The sequence below is a fragment of the Cloacibacterium caeni genome, assembly GCF_907163105.1.
Classification (GTDB): Bacteria; Bacteroidota; Bacteroidia; order Flavobacteriales; family Weeksellaceae; genus Cloacibacterium; species Cloacibacterium caeni_A.
Window position 1 is genome coordinate 583,701 of the sequence record NZ_OU015321.1, and the last position, 24,188, is coordinate 607,888.

General features: G+C 32.9%; 26 protein-coding genes. 10 read left to right on the plus strand and 16 right to left on the minus strand.

Translation table 11 applies throughout. The annotated features are described in order from the left end of the window. Positions 1-26: 26 nt before the first annotated feature. The 5 genes from KKQ76_RS02655 (at position 27) to KKQ76_RS02675 (ending at position 3,413) form a co-directional block, all read left to right on the plus strand. Entirely contained in the window at positions 27-449 is a 423-nt protein-coding gene (locus KKQ76_RS02655) for an SRPBCC family protein (RefSeq protein ID WP_213195705.1), read from the plus strand. 83 nt (positions 450-532) lie between these two features. After that, a complete protein-coding gene (locus KKQ76_RS02660; RefSeq protein ID WP_213195706.1) occupies positions 533-1,552 on the plus strand; it encodes a glutaminyl-peptide cyclotransferase in 1,020 nt (339 codons plus the stop codon). 59 nt (positions 1,553-1,611) lie between these two features. After that, positions 1,612-2,373 (plus strand): hypothetical protein, encoded by a 762-nt coding sequence (locus KKQ76_RS02665; protein WP_213195707.1) that lies wholly within the window; start codon positions 1,612-1,614, stop codon positions 2,371-2,373. Between the two features lie 5 nt (positions 2,374-2,378). Continuing rightward, positions 2,379-2,993 (plus strand): deoxynucleoside kinase, encoded by a 615-nt coding sequence (locus KKQ76_RS02670; RefSeq protein WP_069796688.1) that lies wholly within the window; start codon positions 2,379-2,381, stop codon positions 2,991-2,993. 78 nt (positions 2,994-3,071) lie between these two features. Continuing rightward, on the plus strand, positions 3,072-3,413 hold the full coding sequence (locus tag KKQ76_RS02675) for an ArsC/Spx/MgsR family protein (RefSeq protein WP_213195708.1): 342 nt from the start codon (positions 3,072-3,074) through the stop codon (positions 3,411-3,413). Positions 3,414-3,506: 93 nt separating this feature from the next. Here the strand turns inward: KKQ76_RS02675 and KKQ76_RS02680 are convergent, their stop codons facing one another. The 15 genes from KKQ76_RS02680 to KKQ76_RS02750 form a co-directional block, all read right to left on the minus strand. After that, entirely contained in the window at positions 3,507-4,337 is an 831-nt protein-coding gene (locus tag KKQ76_RS02680) for a carboxypeptidase-like regulatory domain-containing protein (protein ID WP_213195709.1), read from the minus strand. Between the two features lie 332 nt (positions 4,338-4,669). Next, positions 4,670-5,569 (minus strand): TIGR01777 family oxidoreductase, encoded by a 900-nt coding sequence (locus tag KKQ76_RS02685; RefSeq protein ID WP_213195710.1) that lies wholly within the window; start codon positions 5,567-5,569, stop codon positions 4,670-4,672. An 84-nt stretch (positions 5,570-5,653) separates the two neighbouring features. After that, a complete protein-coding gene (locus tag KKQ76_RS02690; protein ID WP_069796682.1) occupies positions 5,654-5,962 on the minus strand; it encodes a DUF493 domain-containing protein in 309 nt (102 codons plus the stop codon). Next, entirely contained in the window at positions 5,959-7,356 is a 1,398-nt protein-coding gene (locus KKQ76_RS02695) for a TolC family protein (protein WP_213195711.1), read from the minus strand. The genes KKQ76_RS02690 and KKQ76_RS02695 overlap by 4 nt, the downstream gene beginning before the upstream one ends. Beyond that, positions 7,343-8,644, minus strand: a complete 1,302-nt coding sequence (locus KKQ76_RS02700; RefSeq protein WP_213195712.1) for an HlyD family secretion protein — start codon at positions 8,642-8,644, stop codon at positions 7,343-7,345. Before KKQ76_RS02700 ends, KKQ76_RS02695 begins: the two co-directional genes overlap by 14 nt. 4 nt (positions 8,645-8,648) lie before the next feature. Beyond that, positions 8,649-10,304, minus strand: a complete 1,656-nt coding sequence (locus tag KKQ76_RS02705; RefSeq protein ID WP_213195713.1) for a peptidase domain-containing ABC transporter — start codon at positions 10,302-10,304, stop codon at positions 8,649-8,651. 89 nt (positions 10,305-10,393) lie between these two features. After that, positions 10,394-11,071 carry a DUF4197 family protein gene (locus KKQ76_RS02710; protein ID WP_213195714.1) on the minus strand — a complete coding sequence of 226 codons (678 nt, stop codon included), beginning with the start codon at positions 11,069-11,071 and terminating at the stop codon, positions 10,394-10,396. 41 nt (positions 11,072-11,112) lie between these two features. Further along, positions 11,113-11,301: a hypothetical protein gene (locus KKQ76_RS02715; protein ID WP_213195715.1), complete on the minus strand. Its 189-nt coding sequence runs from the start codon at positions 11,299-11,301 to the stop codon at positions 11,113-11,115. 29 nt (positions 11,302-11,330) lie between these two features. Then, a complete protein-coding gene (locus KKQ76_RS02720; protein ID WP_213195716.1) occupies positions 11,331-13,310 on the minus strand; it encodes an alpha-ketoacid dehydrogenase subunit alpha/beta in 1,980 nt (659 codons plus the stop codon). A gap of 165 nt (positions 13,311-13,475) precedes the next feature. Further along, a complete protein-coding gene (rplI, locus tag KKQ76_RS02725; protein ID WP_213195717.1) occupies positions 13,476-13,952 on the minus strand; it encodes a 50S ribosomal protein L9 in 477 nt (158 codons plus the stop codon). A 106-nt stretch (positions 13,953-14,058) separates the two neighbouring features. After that, complete coding sequence (gene rpsR / locus KKQ76_RS02730) at positions 14,059-14,361, minus strand: 30S ribosomal protein S18 (protein ID WP_069796669.1); 303 nt, start codon at positions 14,359-14,361, stop codon at positions 14,059-14,061. 27 nt (positions 14,362-14,388) lie between these two features. Further along, the gene (gene rpsF / locus KKQ76_RS02735) at positions 14,389-14,730 is read right to left on the minus strand and encodes a 30S ribosomal protein S6 (protein ID WP_069796667.1); all 342 of its coding nucleotides are present in this window, start codon (positions 14,728-14,730) and stop codon (positions 14,389-14,391) included. A 111-nt stretch (positions 14,731-14,841) separates the two neighbouring features. Beyond that, positions 14,842-15,324: a GNAT family N-acetyltransferase gene (locus KKQ76_RS02740; protein WP_213195718.1), complete on the minus strand. Its 483-nt coding sequence runs from the start codon at positions 15,322-15,324 to the stop codon at positions 14,842-14,844. After that, complete coding sequence (locus tag KKQ76_RS02745; protein ID WP_213195719.1) at positions 15,317-15,934, minus strand: hypothetical protein; 618 nt, start codon at positions 15,932-15,934, stop codon at positions 15,317-15,319. The genes KKQ76_RS02740 and KKQ76_RS02745 overlap by 8 nt, the downstream gene beginning before the upstream one ends. A 250-nt stretch (positions 15,935-16,184) precedes the next feature. After that, positions 16,185-17,525 (minus strand): dihydrolipoamide acetyltransferase family protein, encoded by a 1,341-nt coding sequence (locus KKQ76_RS02750; RefSeq protein ID WP_213195720.1) that lies wholly within the window; start codon positions 17,523-17,525, stop codon positions 16,185-16,187. A gap of 180 nt (positions 17,526-17,705) precedes the next feature. Here KKQ76_RS02750 and KKQ76_RS02755 point away from each other — a divergent pair, with 180 nt between their 5' ends. Beyond that, complete coding sequence (locus KKQ76_RS02755; protein ID WP_213195721.1) at positions 17,706-17,996, plus strand: putative quinol monooxygenase; 291 nt, start codon at positions 17,706-17,708, stop codon at positions 17,994-17,996. A gap of 16 nt (positions 17,997-18,012) precedes the next feature. Here the strand turns inward: KKQ76_RS02755 and lipB are convergent, their stop codons facing one another. Next, complete coding sequence (gene lipB / locus KKQ76_RS02760; protein WP_213197452.1) at positions 18,013-18,726, minus strand: lipoyl(octanoyl) transferase LipB; 714 nt, start codon at positions 18,724-18,726, stop codon at positions 18,013-18,015. Between the two features lie 151 nt (positions 18,727-18,877). Between lipB and KKQ76_RS02765 the strand changes: the two genes are divergently transcribed. The 4 genes from KKQ76_RS02765 (at position 18,878) to KKQ76_RS02780 (ending at position 24,174) form a co-directional block, all read left to right on the plus strand. Further along, positions 18,878-19,270, plus strand: coding sequence for a c-type cytochrome (locus KKQ76_RS02765; RefSeq protein ID WP_213195722.1), 393 nt, complete (start codon positions 18,878-18,880; stop codon positions 19,268-19,270). Positions 19,271-19,405: 135 nt separating this feature from the next. Further along, positions 19,406-21,103, plus strand: a complete 1,698-nt coding sequence (gene lysS, locus KKQ76_RS02770; protein WP_213195723.1) for a lysine--tRNA ligase — start codon at positions 19,406-19,408, stop codon at positions 21,101-21,103. A 251-nt stretch (positions 21,104-21,354) separates the two neighbouring features. Then, positions 21,355-23,289 (plus strand): DNA topoisomerase (ATP-hydrolyzing) subunit B, encoded by a 1,935-nt coding sequence (gyrB, locus tag KKQ76_RS02775; RefSeq protein WP_213195724.1) that lies wholly within the window; start codon positions 21,355-21,357, stop codon positions 23,287-23,289. 84 nt (positions 23,290-23,373) lie between these two features. Further along, complete coding sequence (locus tag KKQ76_RS02780) at positions 23,374-24,174, plus strand: RsiV family protein (protein WP_213195725.1); 801 nt, start codon at positions 23,374-23,376, stop codon at positions 24,172-24,174. The last annotated feature ends 14 nt before the right edge of the window (positions 24,175-24,188 follow it).

Below are 24,188 nucleotides of genomic sequence, written 5' to 3' on the forward strand. Positions count from 1 at the left end.
TGTTCAATCTTAAAAATGATAACGCTATGCACGATAATGTTAAAATCAGCGTAAAAGTAAACGCACCAATAGAAAAAGTTTGGGATGCGATTACGAATAGAGAACAGATGAAAGAATGGTATTTTAATATACCAGACTTCGAATTAAAAGAGCATGCCGCTTTTAATTTCTTTGAAGGAGAAGATAAAAAATTACACCATCACTGCGAAATCGTAGAGATTATTCCTCAGAAAAAATTAAAACATTCTTGGACATATCCTGATTATACCCATGATAAAACGTTAGTAAAATGGGAACTTCAGCCAGAAAGCAACGGAACGCTGGTTACTCTTACACACAAAGGTTTAGAAAACTTTGATCATCTAGGCGCTGATTTTAAGAAAGAAAATTTCCAAAACGGTTGGGACGAAATCCTAAACAAAGCTTTGAAAAATTTTGTTGAAAATTAAAAATTCTTAAAATTTATTAAATATTAGGCATCATTCTTATAGAGTGGTGCTTTTTTTGTAATTTTGAACTAAATAATTTAAGAATGAAAAAAACACTTTTCGTAAGTATATTTGCCCTATTTTTATTGACTTCATGTAATAAAGACAAAGAGATTTTAGACGCTCTCAATACCTATAATACAGAAATGGAAACCAAAGGTTATCATTTCGGGGACAAAATAAACCTACCCAAAGAAGTTACAGAAAACGCAGAAAGCATCAGTATCAGTTTTGGAGACAAAGAAACCAGCGATTTAGTAGTAGATCCAGCATTTTTTACTTTAGGAGATAATGCGGTAACCATCAATATTACCAAAGATGGAAAAGTACTGAGTCAAGATGCTACCATAAATGTTTTCGCCAAAAATCCAGAAGCGCAATTGACTTATGAAATCGTGGCAGAATATCCTCATGATAAGGCTAATTTTGTACAAGGATTTCAGTTAGAGGGAAACACCATTTATGAGAGTGATGGACAAACCGGACAATCTAAAATTTTAAAATATACCTTAGGTGAAACCAATGCTACAACTTTTACTGCGCAACCAGCAGATGTTTTCTCTGAAGGAAGCACGATTGTAGGAAACAAAGTATATCAGTTGACTTGGCAAAATAAAAAAGGTTTTATTTATGATAAATCATCGCTTAAACTTTTGTCAGAATTTCCTTATCCTAATGTAATGGGAGAAGGTTGGGGTTTAACGTATGATGGTAAAAATCTTATCGCTTCAGACGGAACTAAAAATCTATATTTCTTAGATGTAAATGATCCTTCTAAAATGGTAAAATACATCTCTGTAGCTGGAAATTCTGAAGTGTATGACCAATTAAATGAATTAGAATATGATAACGGTTTTGTTTACGCTAATGTTTGGCAAAAGCCGATTATTCTAAAAATTAATCCAAAATCTGGAGAAGTGGTGGCGAGAATAGATTTCTCAGAAATTGTGAAAAAACACAACACAGGAACAGATGATGTTCTCAACGGAATTGCCTTCAAAGGGCAAAATATGCTCGTTACAGGAAAAAATTGGGACAAAATCTATGAAGTAAAAATTAAGTAAATTTTATACTGAAAGTTTCTGGTTTTTTCTTGATAATACATTTTATAAACACAAATGCCATGAAACGATTATCACTTATTTTTACATTTATTTGTGCTACACTTTTTGCACAAAAAGAATTTCCTATTATCATAAAAGATAGTATTAGAGATGTTCTTATAGATGATTATGAAAACATTTATGTGTATCGCAATAGCGATTTGAGTATTCTGAAATATGATTCTCTTGGCCATAAAAAAGCACAAGTCATGTTTCCGCAACCGTTTAAAATACAATCGGTTGAAAACCCTCTGAATATTTTTTTATTCTCAGAAAACGGACAGGAAATTAAAATTCTAGACCAGAATCTTAATGAAATTCAGTATCTAAACCTATACCAAAAATTTGGACATGTAAAAGCGGTTTATTCGCAAGATTTACAGTTTATTTGGGTGTTAGATTCTGCTCGAAAGCAATTGATACAGTACAATTACCGAGAGGATAAAATTATCAATATCTTTCCTTTTGACATGGATTTGAGTACTGTGGTAGATTTTATCGTGTATCAAAATCATTTATACTTACTCAGAGAAAAATGTTTCAGCGTTTATGAACTCAAAGGTGCTCAGAAATATTCTATCGACATAGAAAATGGTAAAAGATTAAGACGCGTAAATGATAGAATTTACGTAATAGAACAAAATACCATTTCACTCTACACACCAGCTCAATTATTCTATCCTGTATTTTCTAAAGAAAATTTTATCATTGTGGAAAAAAACAGCAATCATTTTTTGGCTTTGATAGAAGACAAACTTTATCTTTACGGAATAGAAAAATAGAATCGATGCATATTGCTGTTACTGGAAACATAGGCGCGGGAAAAACTACTCTAACTACCATGTTGTCAAAACATTATGGTTGGGATGCGCAATTTGAAGATGTAGATCATAACCCATATTTAGAAGACTTTTACGAAGACATGAGCAAATGGAGTTTTGCGCTCCAAATCTATTTCTTAGGAAGCAGATTTCGCCAGGTAAAAGAAATTAGAGAAAGTGGTAAAAATATAGTTCAAGACAGAACCATCTACGAAGATGCTTATATTTTTGCGGAAAACTTAAATGATATGGGCTTGCTTACCGAAAGAGATTTTAACAATTATTCTTCGGTGTTTCATCTGATGAAATCCTTTGTTTCGGCACCAGATTTGCTTATTTATTTAAAGTCAGATGTTCCTAATTTAGTAAAGAAAATCTACAAAAGAGGAAGAGATTATGAAGCCAGCATTAGCATAGAATATTTATCTAAACTAAACGAAAAATACGAAAAATGGATTTCTAACTACAAAGAAGGGAAACTACTCATTATAGAAGTAGATGATTTAGATTTTGTAGAAAGACCAGAAGATTTCGGGTATATTTTAGAGAAAATAGAAGCAGAATTGCACGGACTTTTTTAAGCAGTAGCGTTGTAGAATGATTGAGAATTAGAGAACATTGATAAAAATCCATCATTAAACATCTAATATCCAAAATTTATGATTACCATCTTACATAATAATCGCTGCGGAAAATCTAGAGCTGCCTTACAGTATTTAGAATCTAAAGAATTACAGTTTGAAGTAAGAAATTACTTAGAAAACCCATTGTCTGAAGTAGAAATAGAAGATTTATTATCTAAATTAGATACTTCAATACATAACATTATCAGAAAAAATGAAGATTTGTGGAAAGAAAATTTCTCAGAAACAACGTATTCTGATAGTGGTTTAGTTTCTATTTTGGCAAATTATCCTAAACTTTTACAAAGACCAATTGTGATAAAAGATAATAAAGCCATCATCGCAAGAGAAATAGAAAAATTAGAAAAATTTCTATAAAATAAATGAAAAGCGAACTCGAAAGAGTTCGCTTTTTTGATTTTAAGTTTTTTATTTTTATTTGTTTTTTGTCATAGAATATCTGCCGTTTTTTTATTTCTCTATTTGAACATCTACATTTATTGAAGGTTCACCTGCTGAATATTTCTTCCACTCTCCATAATAGTTTCTATAATAAGTATTTTTTGAAAAGGCAAAAATATTTCCACCAAAATAGAGTTTTCCTTTTAGATTATCTTCAACTCTAACCAAAACGAAAAAGTCCTCATTTGTCCAAATATTTTGGTCTGAAACATCCAAAGATATTTTCTTATTTACAATATCATTTTTCGTAAAAGTAAACTTTAGCGTTTCACTTGTTAGAGATTTGGTATCGTCAGGAAAATCATTTTTAGAACCTTGAACGTCAAAAATTAGGGTCGCAGAATCAATAAATGAATCATTTACAATATTCACATTAATTTTTTTTACTTTCAAATGTTTTCTATTTTCAACTTTAATTGCATATTCACGAAAAAGTTTGTCTTTTTTTTCTGAATCATATCCACAATAAATAGTTTTTGCATTTGAAGTTCCAAAATTTTTAAACTTATACTTTTTTGGATTAATATTAACAGGCTCAATGTTTACAATTTTTTCTGTCAAAACGATTTTTTTGTCAGAATTTATAAAATCTAAAATTTTGATTTTGTAAGGTTGAAATTCACTTATAAGAACTTTAATATTTGAATTTTTATCAAAATTTGTGAAGTCAATTTCAAAGTTTCCATTTTCATCAGATTGATCTCCAAAATCAGTGTTTTCAATTCCAATTCTTGCACCTGAAATTGGTTTATTATCTATGTCAGTTATTTTCCCTGAAATTATTTGAGAATAACCAAGAATTGAAATTAGAAAAATTAAAATAAATGTGATATTTTTCATTTGGTGCAGGATTTTTTGTAAAATGGCAGATAACGAAAAAAGTATTTGCGAAGGGCGGGCTAAATTGGACGAAAAGTGCAATTTCGACCGAACGAAGCAAATTGCTTTTTCAGATTGTTAAATTACAAAAAAAATGCAATATGAAAAGCAAGTTGCGACTAAATGCATCGGGTTTTTCTATTATATATTCAACCCCTCTTTTTTGGCAATACTATGTGCTTGTTGCACAACTCAAATATACAAAAACTTGTATAAATATTATACTTTACAACTTCAAAAACACCATTGTAAGCGCTCTAAATTTTAATATTCTAAAAACAATTTTAAGTTTTTTATTTGTTGATTAAATCTTCTAAAGCAAGATTTAAATTTGGATATTTAAAAGTAAATCCTGTGGATTTTATTTTCTCGTTTGACGCTCTGCTTCCTTCTAAAATAATAGAAGACATTTCTCCCATAATCATTTTCATCATAAATGCTGGAACAGGAATAGGCAAGAAAAATTTATTTGATTTTTGAGCCATGCTTTTCATGAAAGTTTCATTGGTCACCGTTTCATCTGCTACCGCGTTGTAACTTCCATTGTATTGAGGGTTTTCTATCGCTTCTACATACATATTTGCCAAATCTTCTATGTGAATCCAGTTCATCCATTGTTTTCCTTTTCCTACAGGTGAAGCCAAGTTGAAATCCGTCAATTTTTTCAATGGAACAAAACTTCCGCCTTCTTTTGCCAAAACCATTGCTGTTCTTAGACAAACCACACGTTCTGAAATCTCAGAAAATTGATAAGCAGATTTTTCCCAATCCACTGATAGTTCTGCCAAAAAATCTAGTTTTTTGATGGGCGAATTTTCAGTGAGAATTTCATCACTCGTAAAAGTTCCGTAATAATTTATTCCAGAAGCTGAGATGAAACTTTTTAGTTTGATTTGATGCTTTTCTGAGTATGATTTGAGAAGATTTGCAGCATTAATTCTTGAGCTGTAAAGTTCTTTTTTGTATACTTTTGTCCATCTTTTGGCAATGGTAGCACCAGCTAAATGAATGATGGCTTCTATGTTTTCAAAAGCAGCATCTTCTATGAAATTTTCATTAGGATTCCATTGAAATTCATTAGGGTTTCCGGTTTTTTTTCTGGTCAAAATTACAATTTCATGACCATTTTCTTTTAGTTTTCGAACTAAGTATTTCCCGATTAAACCAGTGGCTCCTGTGATTAATATTTTCATAAAATTTAGATTTGAGACATTAGATTTGAGATTTGAGAAATGTGTACTTTGTATTTATGTCTTTCATCAACCATCAACCTTTTCCTATAACATAATTACGCCTTCAATTTTGGCAACTTCCTGATAAAGTCTGATCACATGCTCCGCATCGAGTACAAAACATTGTATCGTAATGCTGATGTATTTTCCGTTACTGCTTTCTCTGGTAGAAAAAGTATTTTTGGTCCCGTCAAAAACCTTATAAATTTCGGTAAGTTTTTCTTGATTATTGACAATGATGAATTTATAAAGATAATCTTCAGGGAAATTGTGATTTTTCTCTAAATTTATTTTTAAAGAAGCATAAAATTCTGCTTGTTCATCAAATGGTTCGTTTCCTGTTACTTCTATCATTGTTTTAAAGTGTTGTTTTCCAGCCAGTTCAGTTTAAAATAAGTTTTAATTGTTTTGGCTTTCAGTTCTAGAAATTTTTCTTGAGTTTCTAATAGTTTGTTTTCTCTGCTGTTAATTAAGAAAAGTGAACTTTCACCATTAGAAAATTTAATTTCTTCGGCTTTTAAAAGCCTTTTATAATTCTCAATGAGCGATTCATTATTTTGAGTTAAAGATAAGAAATTGCCCATTTCTGCATTGTAAGTCTGTATTTTGGTTTTTAATTCTTGATTTTTAAATTTTATATTTTCATTATTCTGGAGAATTTTCAGCTTAATGTTTTGATAATCAGCACGAGCTTCTCTCATGAATATGGGTAACTCCAATTTTATACCATATTGATAATTATTGTCAAAAAGTGGCAGAATGTCCTGATTTTTAAACTCTTTATTGTACAAATTGTAGTTGAAATTGATTTTAGGAAGAAAATTTTGCCATTTTAGTTTCCTTTCCAGTTCCAAAGATTTAGATTTTTCAAAATAATAATTCAGCGCATATTGTGAATCAATATTTTGTAAAAGTTTTTCAGTGATGATAAAATAATCTTGGGTAAACTGCGTGTTGAGTTGTTCACTCGGTTTGGTAAACAGCGGAAGATTGTAATTTTCACCGTTTTCTTTCCAAAGAAATTGAGAAAGTTCTATGGTAGAAATGTTATACTTGTTCTGAGATTCTAAGGTTTTGGCTTCGAAACTTTGCAGTTGCGTGAAAGCTTCTACGGTATCTATCGCTGGTCTTTCTCCCAACTCAAATGATTTTTTGACCAATTGATATCTCTTTTTGTTGAGGTCAAGAACTTTTTTATTCAATTCTAAAATTTCGTAATTTTTTACCCATTCCCAAAAGCTAAAATTGGCTTCCAAAAGGATTTCATTTTTGAGCATTTCTTGCTCGTAAAAAGTCATTTTGCTGAAATTTTTAGATTGCTGAATGGCAGTTCTTCGTTTATTGTAAACCAAATCTCTTGCAAGCGGAATGCTTATTCCTACATAATTTAGAACGCCTTTTGTTTCTTCATTATTCAGTTTATTTCCATTCAAATCATTGCTGCCAATGTTGAAATCTATTCCGTACCAAGTTGGGAGATTCAGTTCTATGTTTTTTTGAGTGTAATAAAGCGTGTTGTCTATTTTTTTCTCGCCAATTTTTGCAGAAATATTTGGGTCAAGTAAAGCTTTAGCTTTCAAAATATTATTCTGAGCAATATTTTTTTCCCAATCAGAAATTTTAATAATCGGATGGTTTTTTTGAACCCAAGAAATATAATTTTCATAGCTCAAAGCAATAGAATCTTGAGCGAAAAATGGATAAGACGTGAAAAGAAAAATAAGCAATAAAATTTTATTTTTTCTCATTCTTTTGGGTGTTTACTTGATAATAATCTGGCGGAAAACCATTGATATTTCTCCATATTTCGTACCAAATCGGCACATCATTCAGAATGGCAATTCCACTGGCTCCTGTTCCGATTTTCATGTTGGGTGGCCATCTTTTTTGGGTTTTATCTTCGGCTACAATCGCTTTAAACAAACCGTTTTCACTGATTGAATTTTCTATGGCAATAATTTTTCCAGAAAAAGTTCCGTAGCTAGAATTAGGCCAACCCGAGAAAACAATCGCAGGAAATCCATCGAAAGTGAGCATCACCTTTTGATTTTCTCTAATCAGTGGTAAGTCTACAGGTTTTACATAAATTTCTGCGATGTAATCTATCTTTTTCGGAACAATAATTCCGATGGTTTCTGCATCTTTTACAATTTCGCCAATTCCAGCTTTCGTGAGTTGTGTGATTTGTCCGTCTTGCGTTGCCAAAATGTAATACAAACCTTTTCTTACTTTGTAGGTTGCTACTTGATTTTCTAATTTTGCAATGTCACCAGTGCTTCCTGCCACTTGTCCCATGCTTTGGAAACGATCGCCTTCAGTTTTGCTTAATTTTTCTGTATATTCTTGAATAACAGCGTTTTGTTCTATGTTTTGAGCTGCGATTTCTTGTTGAGTTTGTGCCAATTTATTCTCCGCAGAAGTTTTCTTGGCGAGAGCATTTTGATAACTTACATTTCGTTGTTGCAACTGAGTAAGAGAAACCAAACCTTCTTCATACATTTTATTCTGTCGATTAAGCTGGTCTTGAGCAATTTTTAATTCATTGTTTACCGCGGTAAGTTCGGCTTGTTCTGCTTTTAACTTATTTTGTAACTGAGCAATTTTAATTTTAATTTGATTCAGTTTTAAATCTTTAGCGGCAGTAATCGCAGCAATTTGGTTTTCTGTGGTAGAAATTTTGGCATTATAGTACTCTCTCACTCCTTTTTTGGCCTGAACTTGTTCCTGAGTTCTTTCTACCAAAAGTGGGTCTAGATAATCGTCTTTAATTTCTGAAATTTGAAGAATAGTATCACCCTTTTTTACGACATCTCCGTTTTTCACGTACCATTTGATGATTCTTCCAGGAATAGGAGAGTTGAGTTTTTGAGGTCTTTGTTCCTGAAATAAAGTATTAACATTTCCTTGAGTTTTAATATTCTGAGTCCAAGGCAAAAACATAATGAAAACAAATGCTAAAAAAGTAAATAAAAACCATTTGGCAACATTTGATTTCTTATTGATATGATAAATATTTTCGAGTGATTTGAGTTGCATCGTTTTATTTTTTAGTTTCTAATAGGCCATTAATCATGTGAAAATGTTGATGAGCTTTATGGATAAAGTCATCATCTTGAGTAACCACAATAATGGTTTTTTCCTTGGCTAATTCTTGTAAAAACACCATCATTTTTTCTTTGATTTCTTTAGAAAGTCTGTCATAAGGATCTTCTAAAATGATGATTTTATTGTCTGTAGCTAGAGCTCTTAGCAAAAGGATTATTTTCTTATTGCTGTAAGAAAGTTGTGAATTTCCATCTTGAATTTTGGTCAAGAATCCGTTGGTAAACTTAGTCCCGAAATCATCAATTCCTATTTTTTGAGCAATATGATTGATTTTTTCTACGGTTATTTTTTCATTTCCCAGTTGAATATTTTCCAGTACCGTTCCTTTGAAAACATCTATATCATCTGTGTGAATACTGATTCCTCTTCTGATTTGGTCTTGAGTTAAATTTTTAGAAGAAACATCATTGTATAAAATGTGACCAGAAGTAGGGGCGTAAATCCCAGACATCAGATTGATGAGCAATGATTTACCTGAAGAAAGTTCTCCCGAAATCACATTGATGCTGCTTGGTTGAACTTTGAAATTTAAATTTTTCAGAATATCTTCATCTCCAAAACCAAAAGAAACATTTTTAAATTCAATAGATTGAATATCATCTTTGATATGGATAATGTCGCTTGTTTCATTTTCTAGTGGCAAATCGGTAACCTTCGAAAGTTTGCTGAGTGCTGTAATGACATCATAATAACTTTCTAAACTTTTAATGAGTTTTTCTACGGCGGTTAAAATGGTAAGCACTACAATTTCAGCTGCGATAAATGCACCGATATTTAGCTTTTGGTTGACCAATAAATAGGTTCCGATTACTAACATGACCAGCGTAATCAAAACTTTGAAGAAAATGATGGTTTTATATTGAAATAAAAGAACTTTGAAATGATGCGTTCTGTAACTTAGATAATCCAGAAGTCTGTCATCTGTCTCTCTAAGGTGAAGGTTGGTGTGTTTATTGGCTTTGAAAGATTTTACCGAACTGGCAATATCTTCTAACCAAGAAGCGACAAAATATTTCTTTTCGCTTTCGATTAAACTTGTTTCTATTCCCTTTTCTGAAGTATAATTAAAAATCAAAACGACTCCTAACAATACAATTGCTCCAAAAGCTAAAAACCATGGGTGATAAAAAGAGAGTAGAATGATCCCAAATAAAATATGAATAATAGCAGTAGGAATTTCGAGGAGAATTTTAGAAATTCCTTTTTGTAAATTTTGGGTGTCAAAAAAACGATTGATAAGTTCTGGTAAGTAATATTGATTAGTCTTTTCGAGTTTTATTTTTGGTAAAGTTTCCGAAAAAGAAATGGCATATTCTACGAATATTTTTTGTTGAATTTTTTCGATGATTTCCATTACTTTCACCCTGAAAAATCCTACCAACCAAGTTCCGAGAACCACAAATGCAATGAGAATATAGATAGAAGTCACCATTGTTGCACCCATTGCAAAACTGATGATGGCTTGTATTCCCAGTGGTAAACTCAACTGAACGAGCCCACTTAATATGGCATAAAAGTAAATATTGAGAACATCTTTTCTTTCTTTAGTAATATACTTCAGAAGCCTTTTTCCTTGCTCTTTTGCCGTCATTGTGTTTTAAATTTTGTCAAAAGTAATACACAAAAAAATCAATTGCAATAGCTCGCAATTGATTTTACATATTATTGTGATGAAAACCTCTATTTAAGAATATTCATAGGATTTTCTGGATTGGTTTTTTCGTAATTTTCTACAATGTTGAACAGTCCGTTCACCATTTGTTCTGCAGCTAGATTGCTCAGACTCAAACTTGCCGAAGAACTAGAATTTTGATTTCCTAATAAACCGCCAAGCAAATTATTTCCTTGTAAAGCAAGATTTACACTTCTTACAATACCGTATTCATTGAGTTTCGCATCTACTTTTGGAGCAATCGCAGCCATGAGTTGAGCACTGGTTTTTTGTTTAAGATAAGCAGTTGCAGCGCCACTTCCACCTTGTGCAATTTGTTGAGCTTCTGCCGAAGTCATATCATTAATAGCATTGATTAAAATAGGTTCTGCAATCGGTGCGATAAAAGCAGCTGCATCTGCAATGTAGCCTTTTTCCTTCTGAACCAAATTGCTTAATCCTAATTTTTCTAGGGTAGAATTAATGTCTTTAAGCTGTTGTGGAAGTGCAGCATTAATCAATTCATTGCCCAAGAAACTATTTTTATCTTTAAAAATTCCTAAACCTTTAGAAACGCCACCAATTAAAATCTTTTTAAGAACCGAAAGTCCTACTGTAGTGGCAATTGTCATACAAGATTGCGTGGTAGTGGCAATAATTCCCACCGAACCTAATGCTAATCCTGCTGCTAAAATATATTTTTTCATAATAATTTTTTTAAGAGAAGTTTTCAAATATCCTGCCAAAGTTACAATTTTTTGGGCGTGTATTTTTTTCCTTTGCTTTTTCCTTGCAAAAAATACCGCGCTTTTCGCTGCAATTCCTCGTGAAAACTAACGCTCGCTTCGCTCGCGCCATTTTCACTGCGGGATTTCCGCTGCAATCGCTCACGCAAAACAGTTCCAAAATATTGATTTTGAGCTTCGAGTTTCAACATCCATCATCCATCATCCAACTTCTATCTTCTCAATATTTTAAAATTTTATCAACAGCTTCTGCCAATTCTTGATTGGGCATAAATTGGTCTTCTAGCTTTTTATTGAACGGAATTGGCGTATCCATAGAAGCTACACGTAAAATAGGAGTATCCAAATCCTCAAAACAATGTTCAGAAATTAATGCAGAAAGTTCCGCTCCGAATCCACAAGTTAAAGTATCTTCATGCAAAATAATCACTTTATTGCATTTTTTCACCGATTCGTAAATGGTTTCTGTATCGAGTGGAATCAACGTTCTTAAATCAACAATTTCTAAAGAAATTTCAGGATTTTTCTCTGCAAATTCTAAAGCAATGTGAACTCCTAAACCGTAAGTAATAATCGTGAGTTCATTGCCTTCCTTCACTTTTCTGGCTTTACCGAATGGAGTAGTGTAGAAACCTTCTGGAACGTTTCCTTTCAAACTTCTGTATAATTTTTTATGTTCGAAAAACAATACTGGATTTGGGTCTTCAAAACTTTGAATCAATAAACCTTTTGCGTCATCTGGAAACGCAGGATATGCGATTTTCAATCCTGGAGTTTTGGTAAACCAAGCTTCATTACTTTGAGAGTGAAAAGGTCCCGCTCCAGTTCCCGCTCCAGTTGGCATTCTTACCACTACATCTGCGTTTTGGTTCCATCTGTAATGCGTTTTTGCCAAGTTATTGATGATTTGATTGAAGCCTTCCGTAACAAAATCTGCGAACTGCATTTCTACCATAGATTTGTAGCCATTAATGCTGAGTCCCAAACCAGAACCTACAATTGCAGCTTCGCACAATGGTGTATTTCTCACTCTTTTTTTGCCAAATTTTTCAACAAAACCTTCTGTGATTTTAAAAGCGCCGCCATATTCTGCAATATCTTGTCCCATCAAAACAAGATTAGGATGGTTTTTCATGGAAATTTCTATGGCTTCAGAAATCGCATCGATGAATCTTATTTCTCTGTTTTGTAATTTTTGTGGTAAGATTTCTTGATTGTCAAAAGGTGCGTAAACATCTTCTAATTCCGTTTTTTTATTCGGAATGATTTCTGGTTCTGCGATGGTTTGGTCAAGTGCTTCGTCAACTTGTTTTTTATAAGATTCTTTAATTTCTTCAATCAAATTTTGGGTTAAAATTCCTTCAGAAAGTAAGAATTGTTCATAGTTAGCAATCGGGTCTTGTTTTGTCCATTCTTCAATCATTCCTTCTGGATAATAGGCCGTTCCAGAAGCTTCTTCATGACCGCGAAGTCTGAAAGTGTTGCATTCTACCAATATAGGTCTAGGATTTTTTCTGATGCTTTCTGCTAAATTTTTAAAAGTCTGGTAAACTTCCAGAATGTTGTTTCCATTAATAGAATGGGCTTCTATTCCGTAGCCAATTCCCTTATCTGCGAATGATTTGCATCTAAACTGTTCACGAGAAGGTGTAGAAAGTCCCCACTGATTGTTTTCAACGACGATGATGACAGGCAAATTCCAAACGGCGGCAGTATTTACAGCTTCGTGGAAATCACCTTCAGAAGCGCCACCATCACCGGTGTAAACCAAAGTACATTTTTCTTCCTGATTCAATAAATGAGAAAGAGCAATTCCGTCTGCAACGCCCATTTGTGAACCCAAATGAGAAATCATTCCCACAATTTTGAATTCCTGAGTCCCGAAATGAAAACTTCTGTCTCTTCCTTTGGTGAAACCATTCATTTTTCCCTGAAACTGAGAAAAAAGTCTATCTAATGGAATTTCCCTTGAAGTAAAAACGCCTAAATTTCTATGCATGGTCAAGATGTATTCTTCTTTGTTCATCGCAAGAGCAGAACCTACAGAAGTGGCTTTTTGTCCCCAACTAGAAAACCATTTCGAAATTTTACCTTGGCGCAAAGCAATGAGCATTTTTTCTTCAATGGTTCTAGGTAAAACCATAGCTTTGTAAAGGTAGAGTAGTGTTTCTTTATCAAGATTTTCGGTGTTGAAATTCATAAGGAAAGTTTAAACTCAAAAATAATCAAATGTGATGAGAGCAACAATTTATAAATTGCCAAATTTTCAATAAAGTCTAGATAAATTATCTATTTGTGAAATGAAAAGCATAAAAAAACGCTCTCAAAATTTTGAGAGCGTTCTTAATATTTATAAGTCTGAATTTTAAGCTTCAGTGTTTGCTTCTTCAGTAGCTACATCAGAAACAACTTCGAATTCATATTCGAATTCTACGTTTCTGTGAGGTCTTACTTTAGCAGAGAATTTACCTGTTCTCTTGATAGTATTTCCAGGGATTTTGATGTATTTTTTGTCTACTTCTACACCAGCTTTAGCTAATTCTTCAGCTAAAGTAGCATTGTTAATAGAACCAAAAATCTTATCACCTGTACCTACTTTTGCAGCGATAGAAACAGTTGTAGCTTTTAATTTTTCGATGATTGCAGTTGCAGCAGCGATTAATTTAGCTTCTTCTTCTTTTCTAGCTTCTAAAGTAGCTTCTAGAGCAGCTTTATTTTTAGGAGTTGCAAGAAGTGCATAACCTTGAGGAATTAAAAAGTTTCTTGCATAACCTGGTTTTACATTTACTGTATCAAACTCAAGTCCTAAGTTTTCTACGTCTTTTTTTAGGATAATTTCCATTGTTGTTGTCCTTTTTTAAGTTTAGAAGTTAGATTTTAGAAGTTAGAAGTTAGAATTTAGAAAACTATCAACTAACAACTAATAACCAACAACCAATGATTAATAATTATTTTAATAAGTCTGCTACGTAAGGCATTAAAGCTAAGTGTCTAGCTCTTTTGATTGCTGCAGAAACTTTTCTTTGATATTTAAGAGAAGTACCTGTATATCTTCTTGGTAAAATTTTACCTTGTTCGTTTACGAACTGTAATAAGAAGTCAGCATCTTTATAGTCTACGTATTTAATACCGAATTTTTTGAATCTACAGTATTTTTTATCAGATTTAGTATTGATATCAAGTGGAGTAAGGAATTTTACTTCTGATTCACCTCCAGCTGATGCTTGTTTTGCCATGTCGTCGATTGCCATTTTTGTAAATTTTTTAAGGGTTAAAAATTAAGCTTTAGCAGTTTTTACTTTAGCTCTTCTTTTCACTGCGTATTCTACGCCATGCTTATCAAGTTTAGTAGTTAAGTAACGGATTACTCTCTCGTCACGTTTGAAAGCAGTTTCTAAACCTGCAACTACAGTACCTTCACCTTTGAATTCAATCAAAGTGTAGAATCCATTCTTTTTTAATTGAATAGGATAAGCTAATTTTTTAAGACCCCAATTTTCTTTAGCAACGATTTCGCAGTTGTGCTCTTTTAAGAAGTCTTCGAATTTTTTAACTGCTTCCTCCACCTGAGCGTCAGATAGAACGGGAGTTAAAATGAAAACAGTTTCGTAATTGTTCATAATGTTAAAAATATTTGTTAATTATTTCGAGGTGCAAAAGTATTGAAACTTTTTTAAATACACAATAATGATGTGATAATTTGTTGATTTAATGATGTGTTGAGCCTGAATTTAGATTGATTTGGCTAAATTTTCTATTCCAGTTTTGTCTAAACGGAAAACCGTCCATTCATCCATTGGTTTTGCGCCGAGAGATTTATAAAATTCTATAGAAGGTGTATTCCAATCAAGTACGCTCCATTCTAATCTTCCACAGTTTCTTTCTTTGGCAATTCTTGCAAGTTCTACTAAAAGTGCTTTTCCGTAACCTTTTCCGCGAGTTTCTGGTTCTACAAAAAGATCTTCAAGATAAATACCTGGTTTACCAACAAACGTAGAAAAATTATGAAAGTACAGTGCAAAACCAACTGGTTTTTCGTCTTCTTCTGCGATGAGAACTTCTGCAAATTTTTTCTCAAAAATATTGGTGCGAAGTTCTTCTACTGAAGTAATGACATCATTTTCTAGTTTTTCGTAAACGGCGAGTTTGTAGATTAAGTCAAAGATGGTTTGGGTGTCTTCTGGTGTTGCTTTACGGATTTGGAAGTTATTCATATTCGTTTTTATTTAGATTTCTTACATTATTATTTTCAATAAAATTTTGAATTTGCTGTTTTGGATTTTCACTAGAGAGAATTTTTCTAAAAGTACCATTATTCTCTTCTATTAAAGTATTTAAGATTCGGTCGTTAATTCTTTTGACTAAAAAAAGATTGAAAAACTCAGTTAATAATGCTGTGATAGTTGCAATGAATCCTTTTCTAGACCACCATCCTAATAGAATAGTATTAAAGAAATTTTTCCATCTAATTTTTTTATTGCATTTTTCACAGATGATTAAATGTTGTAAAATGTCATCACAAAAAATCACTGCTGAGATTACAGAATGAAACTCGTATGCTTTTAAGTCCGAATTGGTTTTACAAATACTACATTTACTATTTTTAATATTGCTGAAAATAGAATTTTTTTCTAATTGATTTAAAGGATTGTTTTCTAATTGAATCCAGCCAATAAGATTTGCATCTAATTTTCTTAATATAACTTCTTCTATTAGAACAGGAATTGCTTCTTTGGTTAATCCTTTTGGATTTTGAGCTAATTTTAGAATTTTATTATCATCAAAATTTTTATAGGATGCTCTTATTTCTTCTTTTGTTAACAAGGTTTATTATTTTTTTTCAAAAATAACAAATTTTTAACGAAAATGTAACTAGCCCCGATTGCAGCGACATCCTTTTTCTTAGATTTGGAATTGCGGTTGCAAGAAAAAGATACAGCGTAAAGCGGGAAATGCTTCTAAAACACCCCGTCAAAATTAAAATTTTGACACCCCTCTAAAAGAGGGGAATCCACAAAAAAAACCTCCGAAAAATTTCGAAGGTTATTTTTACTTTTATCTTTTAACTTGACTCTTAAATTTCTGTATTCATGTCCCAGTTTTGCAGGTAATCATGAACGTGTTTTAAGAACATTCCGCCAAGAGAACCGTCTACAACTCTGTGGTCATAAGAATGACTCATGAACATCATTTGACGGATGCCAATCATATCGCCATCTTTGGTTTCGATAACTGCAGGTTTTTTTACAATTGCACCAATTGCCAAAATCGCAACTTGCGGTTGAGGAATAATAGGAGTTCCCATTAAATTTCCGAAAGTTCCTACGTTTGAAATGGTGTAAGTAGCACCTTGAGTATCTTCTGGACGGAGTTTTTTGTTTCTTGCTCTGTAAGCTAAATCGTTAATCGCTTTTGCTAATCCAGAAAGTGATAATTGGTCAGCGTTTTTAATTACAGGAACGATAAGGTTTCCGTCTGGCAAAGCAGTTGCCATACCGATGTTGATGTTTTTCTTTTTGATGATTTTGTCACCATCTACAGAAACATTAATCATTGGGAAATCTTGAATGGCTTTTACCACTGCTTTTACAAAAATAGGCATGAAAGTTAATTTTTCGCCTTCACGTTTTTCGAAAATATCTTTATGTTTTGCTCTCCATTTTACAACATTCGTTACGTCTGATTCTATGAAAGAAGTAACGTGTGGTGAAGTTCTCTTAGAATTAACCATAGCATCTGCAATGATTTTTCTAACTCTATCCATTGGTATAATTTCGTCTCCTTCTGATACAGGAACTGGAGCAGGTTGAGGAGTTTGAGAAGGTGCAGTTATAACAGATTGCTTCGTAATTCCTTCGGAATTACTCGCAATGACAGAACTGCGATTTTTTACAAATGCTAAAATATCTTCTTTGGTGATTCTGCCTTCTAAACCAGAACCTTTAATGGTTTTAAGTTCTGCTTCAGAAATGTTTTCTTCTTGAGCGATAGATTTTACGAGTGGAGAAAGATATACATCTCCAGAAAATTCTTGAGGAGTAGAAGTGGTAGCTAAAGGTTTTTCTAATTCTTTTACTACTTCTGCAGCAGGAGCTTCAGTTTTAGGCTCATCTGCTTTTGGAGTTTCTGCAACTGGTGCAGCTTCTCCTTCTCCTGCTGTTCCATTGAGCGGAGTCGAAATGTCTAAAATAGCGATTGCTTCACCAATTTTAGCAACTTCGTCTTTATGTTTTAAAATTTTTACAATTTTCCCAGAAACTGGTGTAGGAACATCAGAGTCTACTTTGTCGGTAGCAATTTCTACCACAGAATCATCTTCATTTACGGTGTCGCCTTCATTATATAACCAACTGATAATAGTAGCTTCCATCACGCCTTCTCCCATGCTAGGAAGGATTAATTTGTATTCTGCCATTTTACTTTTTGAATTTTCACAAAGATAAAAATTTTTTGGAATTACGAATTAATAAAAATTAGATACTTTTTTTATGAATTTTCTAATGGAAGAATTTGAGGATTCTGATGAACTTTCAGAAATTTATTTCTGAGGTGTTTTTAAAAATCAATACTTTTGTTTTAGAAATTACAGTCAGTTATGAATTTACACATTGTAGCATTATTTAGATTCAAAGAGAATCATCTTTTTGATGCGATAGAATTATTGAAAAAATTAGTAATAGAAACCAGAAAAGAAGAAGGTTGTCTTCAATATGATTTAATAGAAGATAGAGAAAATAAAGGCACTTTTTTCTTAATTGAACTTTGGGAAACCGAAGAACATCATCATTTACATGCAGAAACGGAGCATCTTTTTACTTTTAGACAAAACGCAGCTCCGCTGATGGAATCTCAAACCGAAGTTTACAGAGGAGCGAAGATTTTTTAAAAATAAAAAGCGAAACTTAAAAAAGTTCCGCTTCGAAAACATCTTGAAAATGTTTCTTTATTTTTTCTTTTACTTCTTCTACATCTATTTCACGTTCAAGCTCTCTTTTTAGAGAAGTAACCGCTTTGTCTTTAATTCCGCAAGGAATAATGTATTCGAAATATCGCAAATCTGTATTTACATTTAAGCCAAAACCGTGCATAGTCACCCATTTTGAAGTTTTAACGCCCATTGCACAAATTTTTCTAGCATAAGGTTTTCCTACATCTAACCAAACTCCAGTTTCGCCCGCGCTTCTTTCGCCTTTTAAACCGTATTCTGCAATGGTTCTGATGATTACTTCTTCCAGATTTCTCATATATAAATGAATATCTGATTTGAAGTTGTCTAAATCTAAAATCGGATACCCTACAAGTTGACCAAAACCATGATAAGTAATGTCTCCACCGCGATTGGTTTTTACGAAAGTAGCGTCTATTTCTTTTAGTTTACTCTCATTAGCAAGCATATTGTGTTCATCACCAGATTTTCCTAAAGTGTAAACATGTGGGTGTTCTACAAACAGTAAATAATTAGGAGTAGTTTCGGGTTCTTGGTCTTCGTTTTCTCTGTTTTTGATTTTAATGGCAATGATTTCGTCCATTAAAGATTGTTGATATTCAAAAGCCTCGAGATAATTTTTAAGACCCAGTTCTTCGAATTTTATTTTTTTGTTTTGTGAAGCGTTCATTTCTAATTTTTGGTTCACAAAAATAAGTTTTTTTTAATAATTATGCTTCGAATAAATTTTTAAAAATTGATATGATTTTTAGCATTTTGAAAAAAGGGAAGACTTTATTCACTAAATTTGAAAAAATTAAAATAAATAAAATATTATATCTATGAAAAGAGTAATTTTAACACTAGCTTTCGGTGTATTAGTAGCGGTTTCTTGTTCTAAAAAAGAAGAGCCAGTAAAAGAATCAAATGTAATGTTGCCAGAACCTACAGAGCAAACTGCTGCTACAGCTGCTGCAACTCCTGAAGAAGAAGGTAAAGCATTAATCGCAGGTTCAGATTGTCTTACTTGTCACAAAGAGGATGCTAAATTAGTAGGTCCTTCTTATCAAGAAGTAGCTGCTAAATATACTGAAGCAGATATTGATATGTTAGCAGATAAAATCATCAACGGTGGTAGCGGAGTTTGGGGAGAAATTCCTATGTCTGCTCACGCTGGAATGGATAAAGAAAATGCAAAAAAAATGGTGAAATATATTCTTACCGTAAAAAAATAAACAATTGTACCAATTGTGATTTTAACAGAAGGCAACCTTTTTGGGTTGCTTTTTTCTTGACCAAGCTAATTTTTAAGAAATTTAAAAATTCGTAAAAAAATCCTTATTTTTGCAATTCCAAAAAATTGAAAAACAATGTCTTTATCAGAACAGGAAATCATCAGAAGAGAGAAATTACAGAAACTGACCGAAATGGGAATAAACGCATTCCCAGCAGATGAATATAAAATTACAGATACTACCAAGTCTATCAAGAACGATTTTGCTGAAGGGAAATCAGTGAAAATCGCAGGTAGATTAATGTCTAGAAGAATTCAAGGGAAGGCTTCTTTCGCAGAATTACAAGATTCTGAAGGCAGAATTCAGGTGTATTTTAATCGTGATGAAATCTGTACTGGCGAAGATAAAACACTTTATAATGAAGTCTACAAACATCTTTTAGATATTGGTGATATCATCGGTATTGAAGGAGAATTGTTCAAAACTCAAGTAGGAGAAATGACGGTAATGGTGAAAAACTTCACCTTATTAACCAAAGCACTTCGTCCGCTTCCGCAACCTAGAACTGATGAAAATGGAGTGATTCATGATGCTTTTAATGACCCAGAACTTAGATATAGACAGCGTTATGTAGATTTGACGGTGAATCCTCATGTTAAAGAAATTTTCGTAAAAAGAACTAAGTTGTTCAATGCGATGCGTGATTTTTTCAATAATGCCGGTTATTTCGAGGTAGAAACGCCTATTTTACAGGCAATTCCTGGTGGAGCTGCTGCAAGACCTTTCATTACGCATCATAATGCACTAGATATTCCATTGTACATGAGAATTGCAAACGAATTATATCTGAAAAGATTAATCGTAGGTGGTTTTGATGGGGTTTATGAATTTTCTAAAAATTTCCGTAACGAAGGAATGGACAGAACCCACAATCCAGAGTTTACCGCGATGGAAATTTATGTGGCGTACAAAGATTACAACTGGATGATGGATTTCACTGAGAAATTATTAGAATTCTGTGCGGTTTCTGTTAACGGAACTTCAGAATCTCAGTTTGGTGAACATACCATCAATTGGAAAGCTCCATATCCAAGAGTCTCGATGACGGAAGCGATTCAGAAATTCACAGGTTTTGATATCACAGGAAAAACTGAAGATGAATTGCGCGATTTTGCCAAATCTATCGGAATTGAAGTAGATGAAACGATGGGTAAAGGAAAATTAATTGATGAAATTTTCGGCGAAAAATGCGAAGGAAACTTCATTCAGCCGACTTTCATTACCGATTATCCAATCGAAATGTCGCCTTTAACCAAAAAACACAGAAGCAAAGAAGGGCTTACCGAACGTTTTGAATTAATGGTTTGTGGTAAAGAAATTGCCAATGCTTATTCAGAGTTGAATGATCCAATTGACCAAAGAGAACGTTTTGAGTCTCAAATGGCGCTTTCTGAGCGTGGTGATGACGAGGCGATGTTCATAGACCAAGATTTCTTAAGAGCGTTAGAATATGGTATGCCGCCAACTTCTGGTTTGGGAATTGGTATGGATAGATTAATCATGTTCTTAACCAATAATGCATCTATTCAAGAAGTATTGTTCTTCCCGCAAATGAGACCAGAAAAAGCGGTTCCAAAAGTAGAATTGAATGAAGATGATAAAGTTATCATCGAAATTTTAGAAAAAAATGGAGGTGAAATGAGTTTAGCTGAGGTAAAAACGCAATCTCAATTTTCAGGAAAAAAATGGGACAAAACCTCTAAAAACCTTACCAAACTAAACGTGGTGAAGGTAGAGAAAACAGATGATGATTTATTGATGAAATTGGTATAAAACTACATAAATATAATTGATAAAAGCGGACTGATGTCCGCTTTTTTATTTGGGAGAAATTGAATTTGTTTTGCAAAGAAATTTTGTGTTATTGTTGATAACTTTTTATGATTTTTAAAGCCGTTTTTTCTTTCATATCTCACTAATTTTTACGATATTTGTAGGTCTTTGAAAAAAGAAAAATTTCAAAAAAAAATAATATTAATTTTAATTTGCTGAAGGCAAAAAGCTGAAAGCAGAGAGCAAAAAATATGAGTCAAAAACAATATACAGCAGACAGTATTCAGGCATTAGAAGGAATAGAACACGTACGTCTTAGACCTTCTATGTACATTGGTGATGTAGGTGTTAGAGGTTTGCATCACTTGGTTTATGAGGTAGTTGATAACTCTATTGACGAAGCTTTGGCGGGTCATTGTGATACCATTGCAGTAACCATTCACGAAGGAGACGGAATTTCTGTAAAAGATAATGGTAGAGGTATTCCTGTAGACTTTCACCAAAAAGAACAAAAATCTGCGCTAGAAGTAGTAATGACCAAAATTGGTGCAGGTGGTAAGTTTGACAAAGATTCTTACAAAGTTTCTGGTGGTCTTCACGGAGTTGGGGTTTCTTGTGTGAACGCACTTTCTACTTCACTTATCGCTACTGTTTCTAGAAACGGAAAATTATACCAACAAAAATATTCTCAAGGAAAAGCATTAGCGGATGTACAAGAAATAGGAACTTCTACTTCTACAGGAACCGAAGTTTTCTTTCAACCAGATGGAAGCATTTTTCAAGAATTGGTGTACAATTATGATACTTTAGCTGCTAGATTAAGAGAATTGGCGTTCCTAAACAAAGGAATTACCATTACTTTAACAGACGAAAGAAGAAAAAATGAAGATGGAAGTTTCCCAACTGAAACATTCCATTCAGAAGGTGGTCTTAAAGAATTTGTTGCCTACATTGACGGAAACCGTGAATCAATCATGGAACACGTAATCTTCATGGAAGGTGAGCGTGATGATATTCCGGTAGAAGTAGCGATGCGTTACAATACTTCATTCAACGAGAATTTACACTCTTACGTAAATAATATCAATACGCACGAAGGTGGAACGCATTTAGCAGGTTTCAGAAGAGCTTTAACGAGAACTCTAAAGAAATATGCGGATGAACTAGGTCTTCCTGCAAAAGAAAAAGTAGAAATTACGGGTGATGACTTTAGAGAAGGTCTTACCGCGATTATTTCTGTAAAAGTGATGGAGCCTCAGTTCGAAGGGCAAACCAAAACCAAATTAGGAAACTCAGAAGTTTCTGGTGCAGTAGATAAAATTGTAGGCGAAATGCTTACTAATTTCTTAGAAGAAAACCCTAATGAAGCGAAGCTAATCGTACAAAAAGTAGTTCTAGCTGCAAAAGCTAGACAAGCTGCGAAAAAAGCTCGTGAAATGGTTCAGAGAAAATCTCCAATGGGAGGTTCTGGTTTACCAGGGAAACTATCTGACTGTTCTTCTAAAGATCCTGAAATTTCAGAAATATTCTTAGTAGAGGGAGATTCAGCAGGTGGAACTGCTAAACAAGGTAGAGATAGACATTTCCAAGCGATTCTTCCATTGAGAGGTAAAATCTTGAACGTAGAAAAATCGATGCTCCACAAAGTTTATGATAATGACGAAATCAAGAATATTTACACCGCTCTTGGTGTTTCTGTAGGAACTGAAGAAGATTCTAAAGCTTTGAATTTGGCAAAACTAAGATATCACAAAATCGTAATCATGACCGATGCTGATATTGATGGTTCTCACATTTCTACGTTGATTCTTACATTCTTCTTTAGATATATGAAAGAATTGATCGAACAAGGATACATTTACATTGCACAACCTCCTTTATATTTATTGAAAAAAGGAAACAAGAAAGTGTATGCTTACAACGAGAAAGAAAGAGAAGCAAAAACATTGGAAATGGCTCCAGATGGAAAAGGAGTAGAAGTACAGCGTTACAAAGGTCTTGGGGAAATGAACCCAGAACAGTTATGGGAAACGACTTTAAATCCGGAAAACAGAATTTTAAAACAGGTAACCATAGAAAGCCTTGCAGAAGCAGATAACGTATTCTCTATGTTAATGGGCGACGAAGTGCCACCAAGAAGAGAATTCATCGAGAAGAATGCAATCTATGCAAATATTGACGCTTAAAATCAATATTTTATCAATAATTTCAAGACCGTTCAATCTTTGGACGGTTTTTTTGCTATATTTAAGTTCACAAATCTGAATTCAATGAAAACCATTTTTCTAGCTTTAGCTACTGCTTTCGTACTTTTTTCTTGTAGCCCAAAAACCACAGGAAATAAAGGGATAATTCCAGAAAATGCCAATGAATTAGCCTCAGAAAATTTGCCTTTTGCGATAGATTCTCTTCAATTGCAAGACTCTATTGCTGTAGCAAAAACTTTGAAATTAAGAACTTCTTCTACCATTTTGTTATTTCCTACACTTCATAATAAAACTTTATTAGACAGTATTTATAGTCCATCTGGAATCAAATTAGAGACATATTCTAAAGAAAAATTGCTGAAAGAATTGGTAAATCAAAAAGAAGCTTATTTTTCTCAAGGCCAAGAAGATTCTTTAGAATTTCAATCAGGTTACGAACAAACTTGGGAAGAAAACTCTTACATGAATGTTTTTGCAAATAAAAATGACATTTTAACTTTGGCGTATGAAAGTGATGGCTTTTCTGGTGGAGCTCATGGTTATTACGGAATTACGTATAAAAATTTTGATTTAAAAAATAATAAAACCATTCAGCTTTCTGATGTTTTTATGGATATCAATAAAATAGATTGGAATAAAATTTTAATGAAAAATTTTAAAAATTCAGACCAAAAAGAAATGCTTTTAGTTGATAAAATTCCTGTAAATAACAATTTCTATTTTGATTTCCAAAACATCACTTTTGTGTACAATCAATACGAAATTACAGCTTATGCAGCAGGAGTAGTAGAAATTTCTATTCCGTTTTCTGAGTTGAAACCTTATTTAAAACCAGAATTTATTTCGAGGAATAACATTAAATAAAACCAAATCAATTA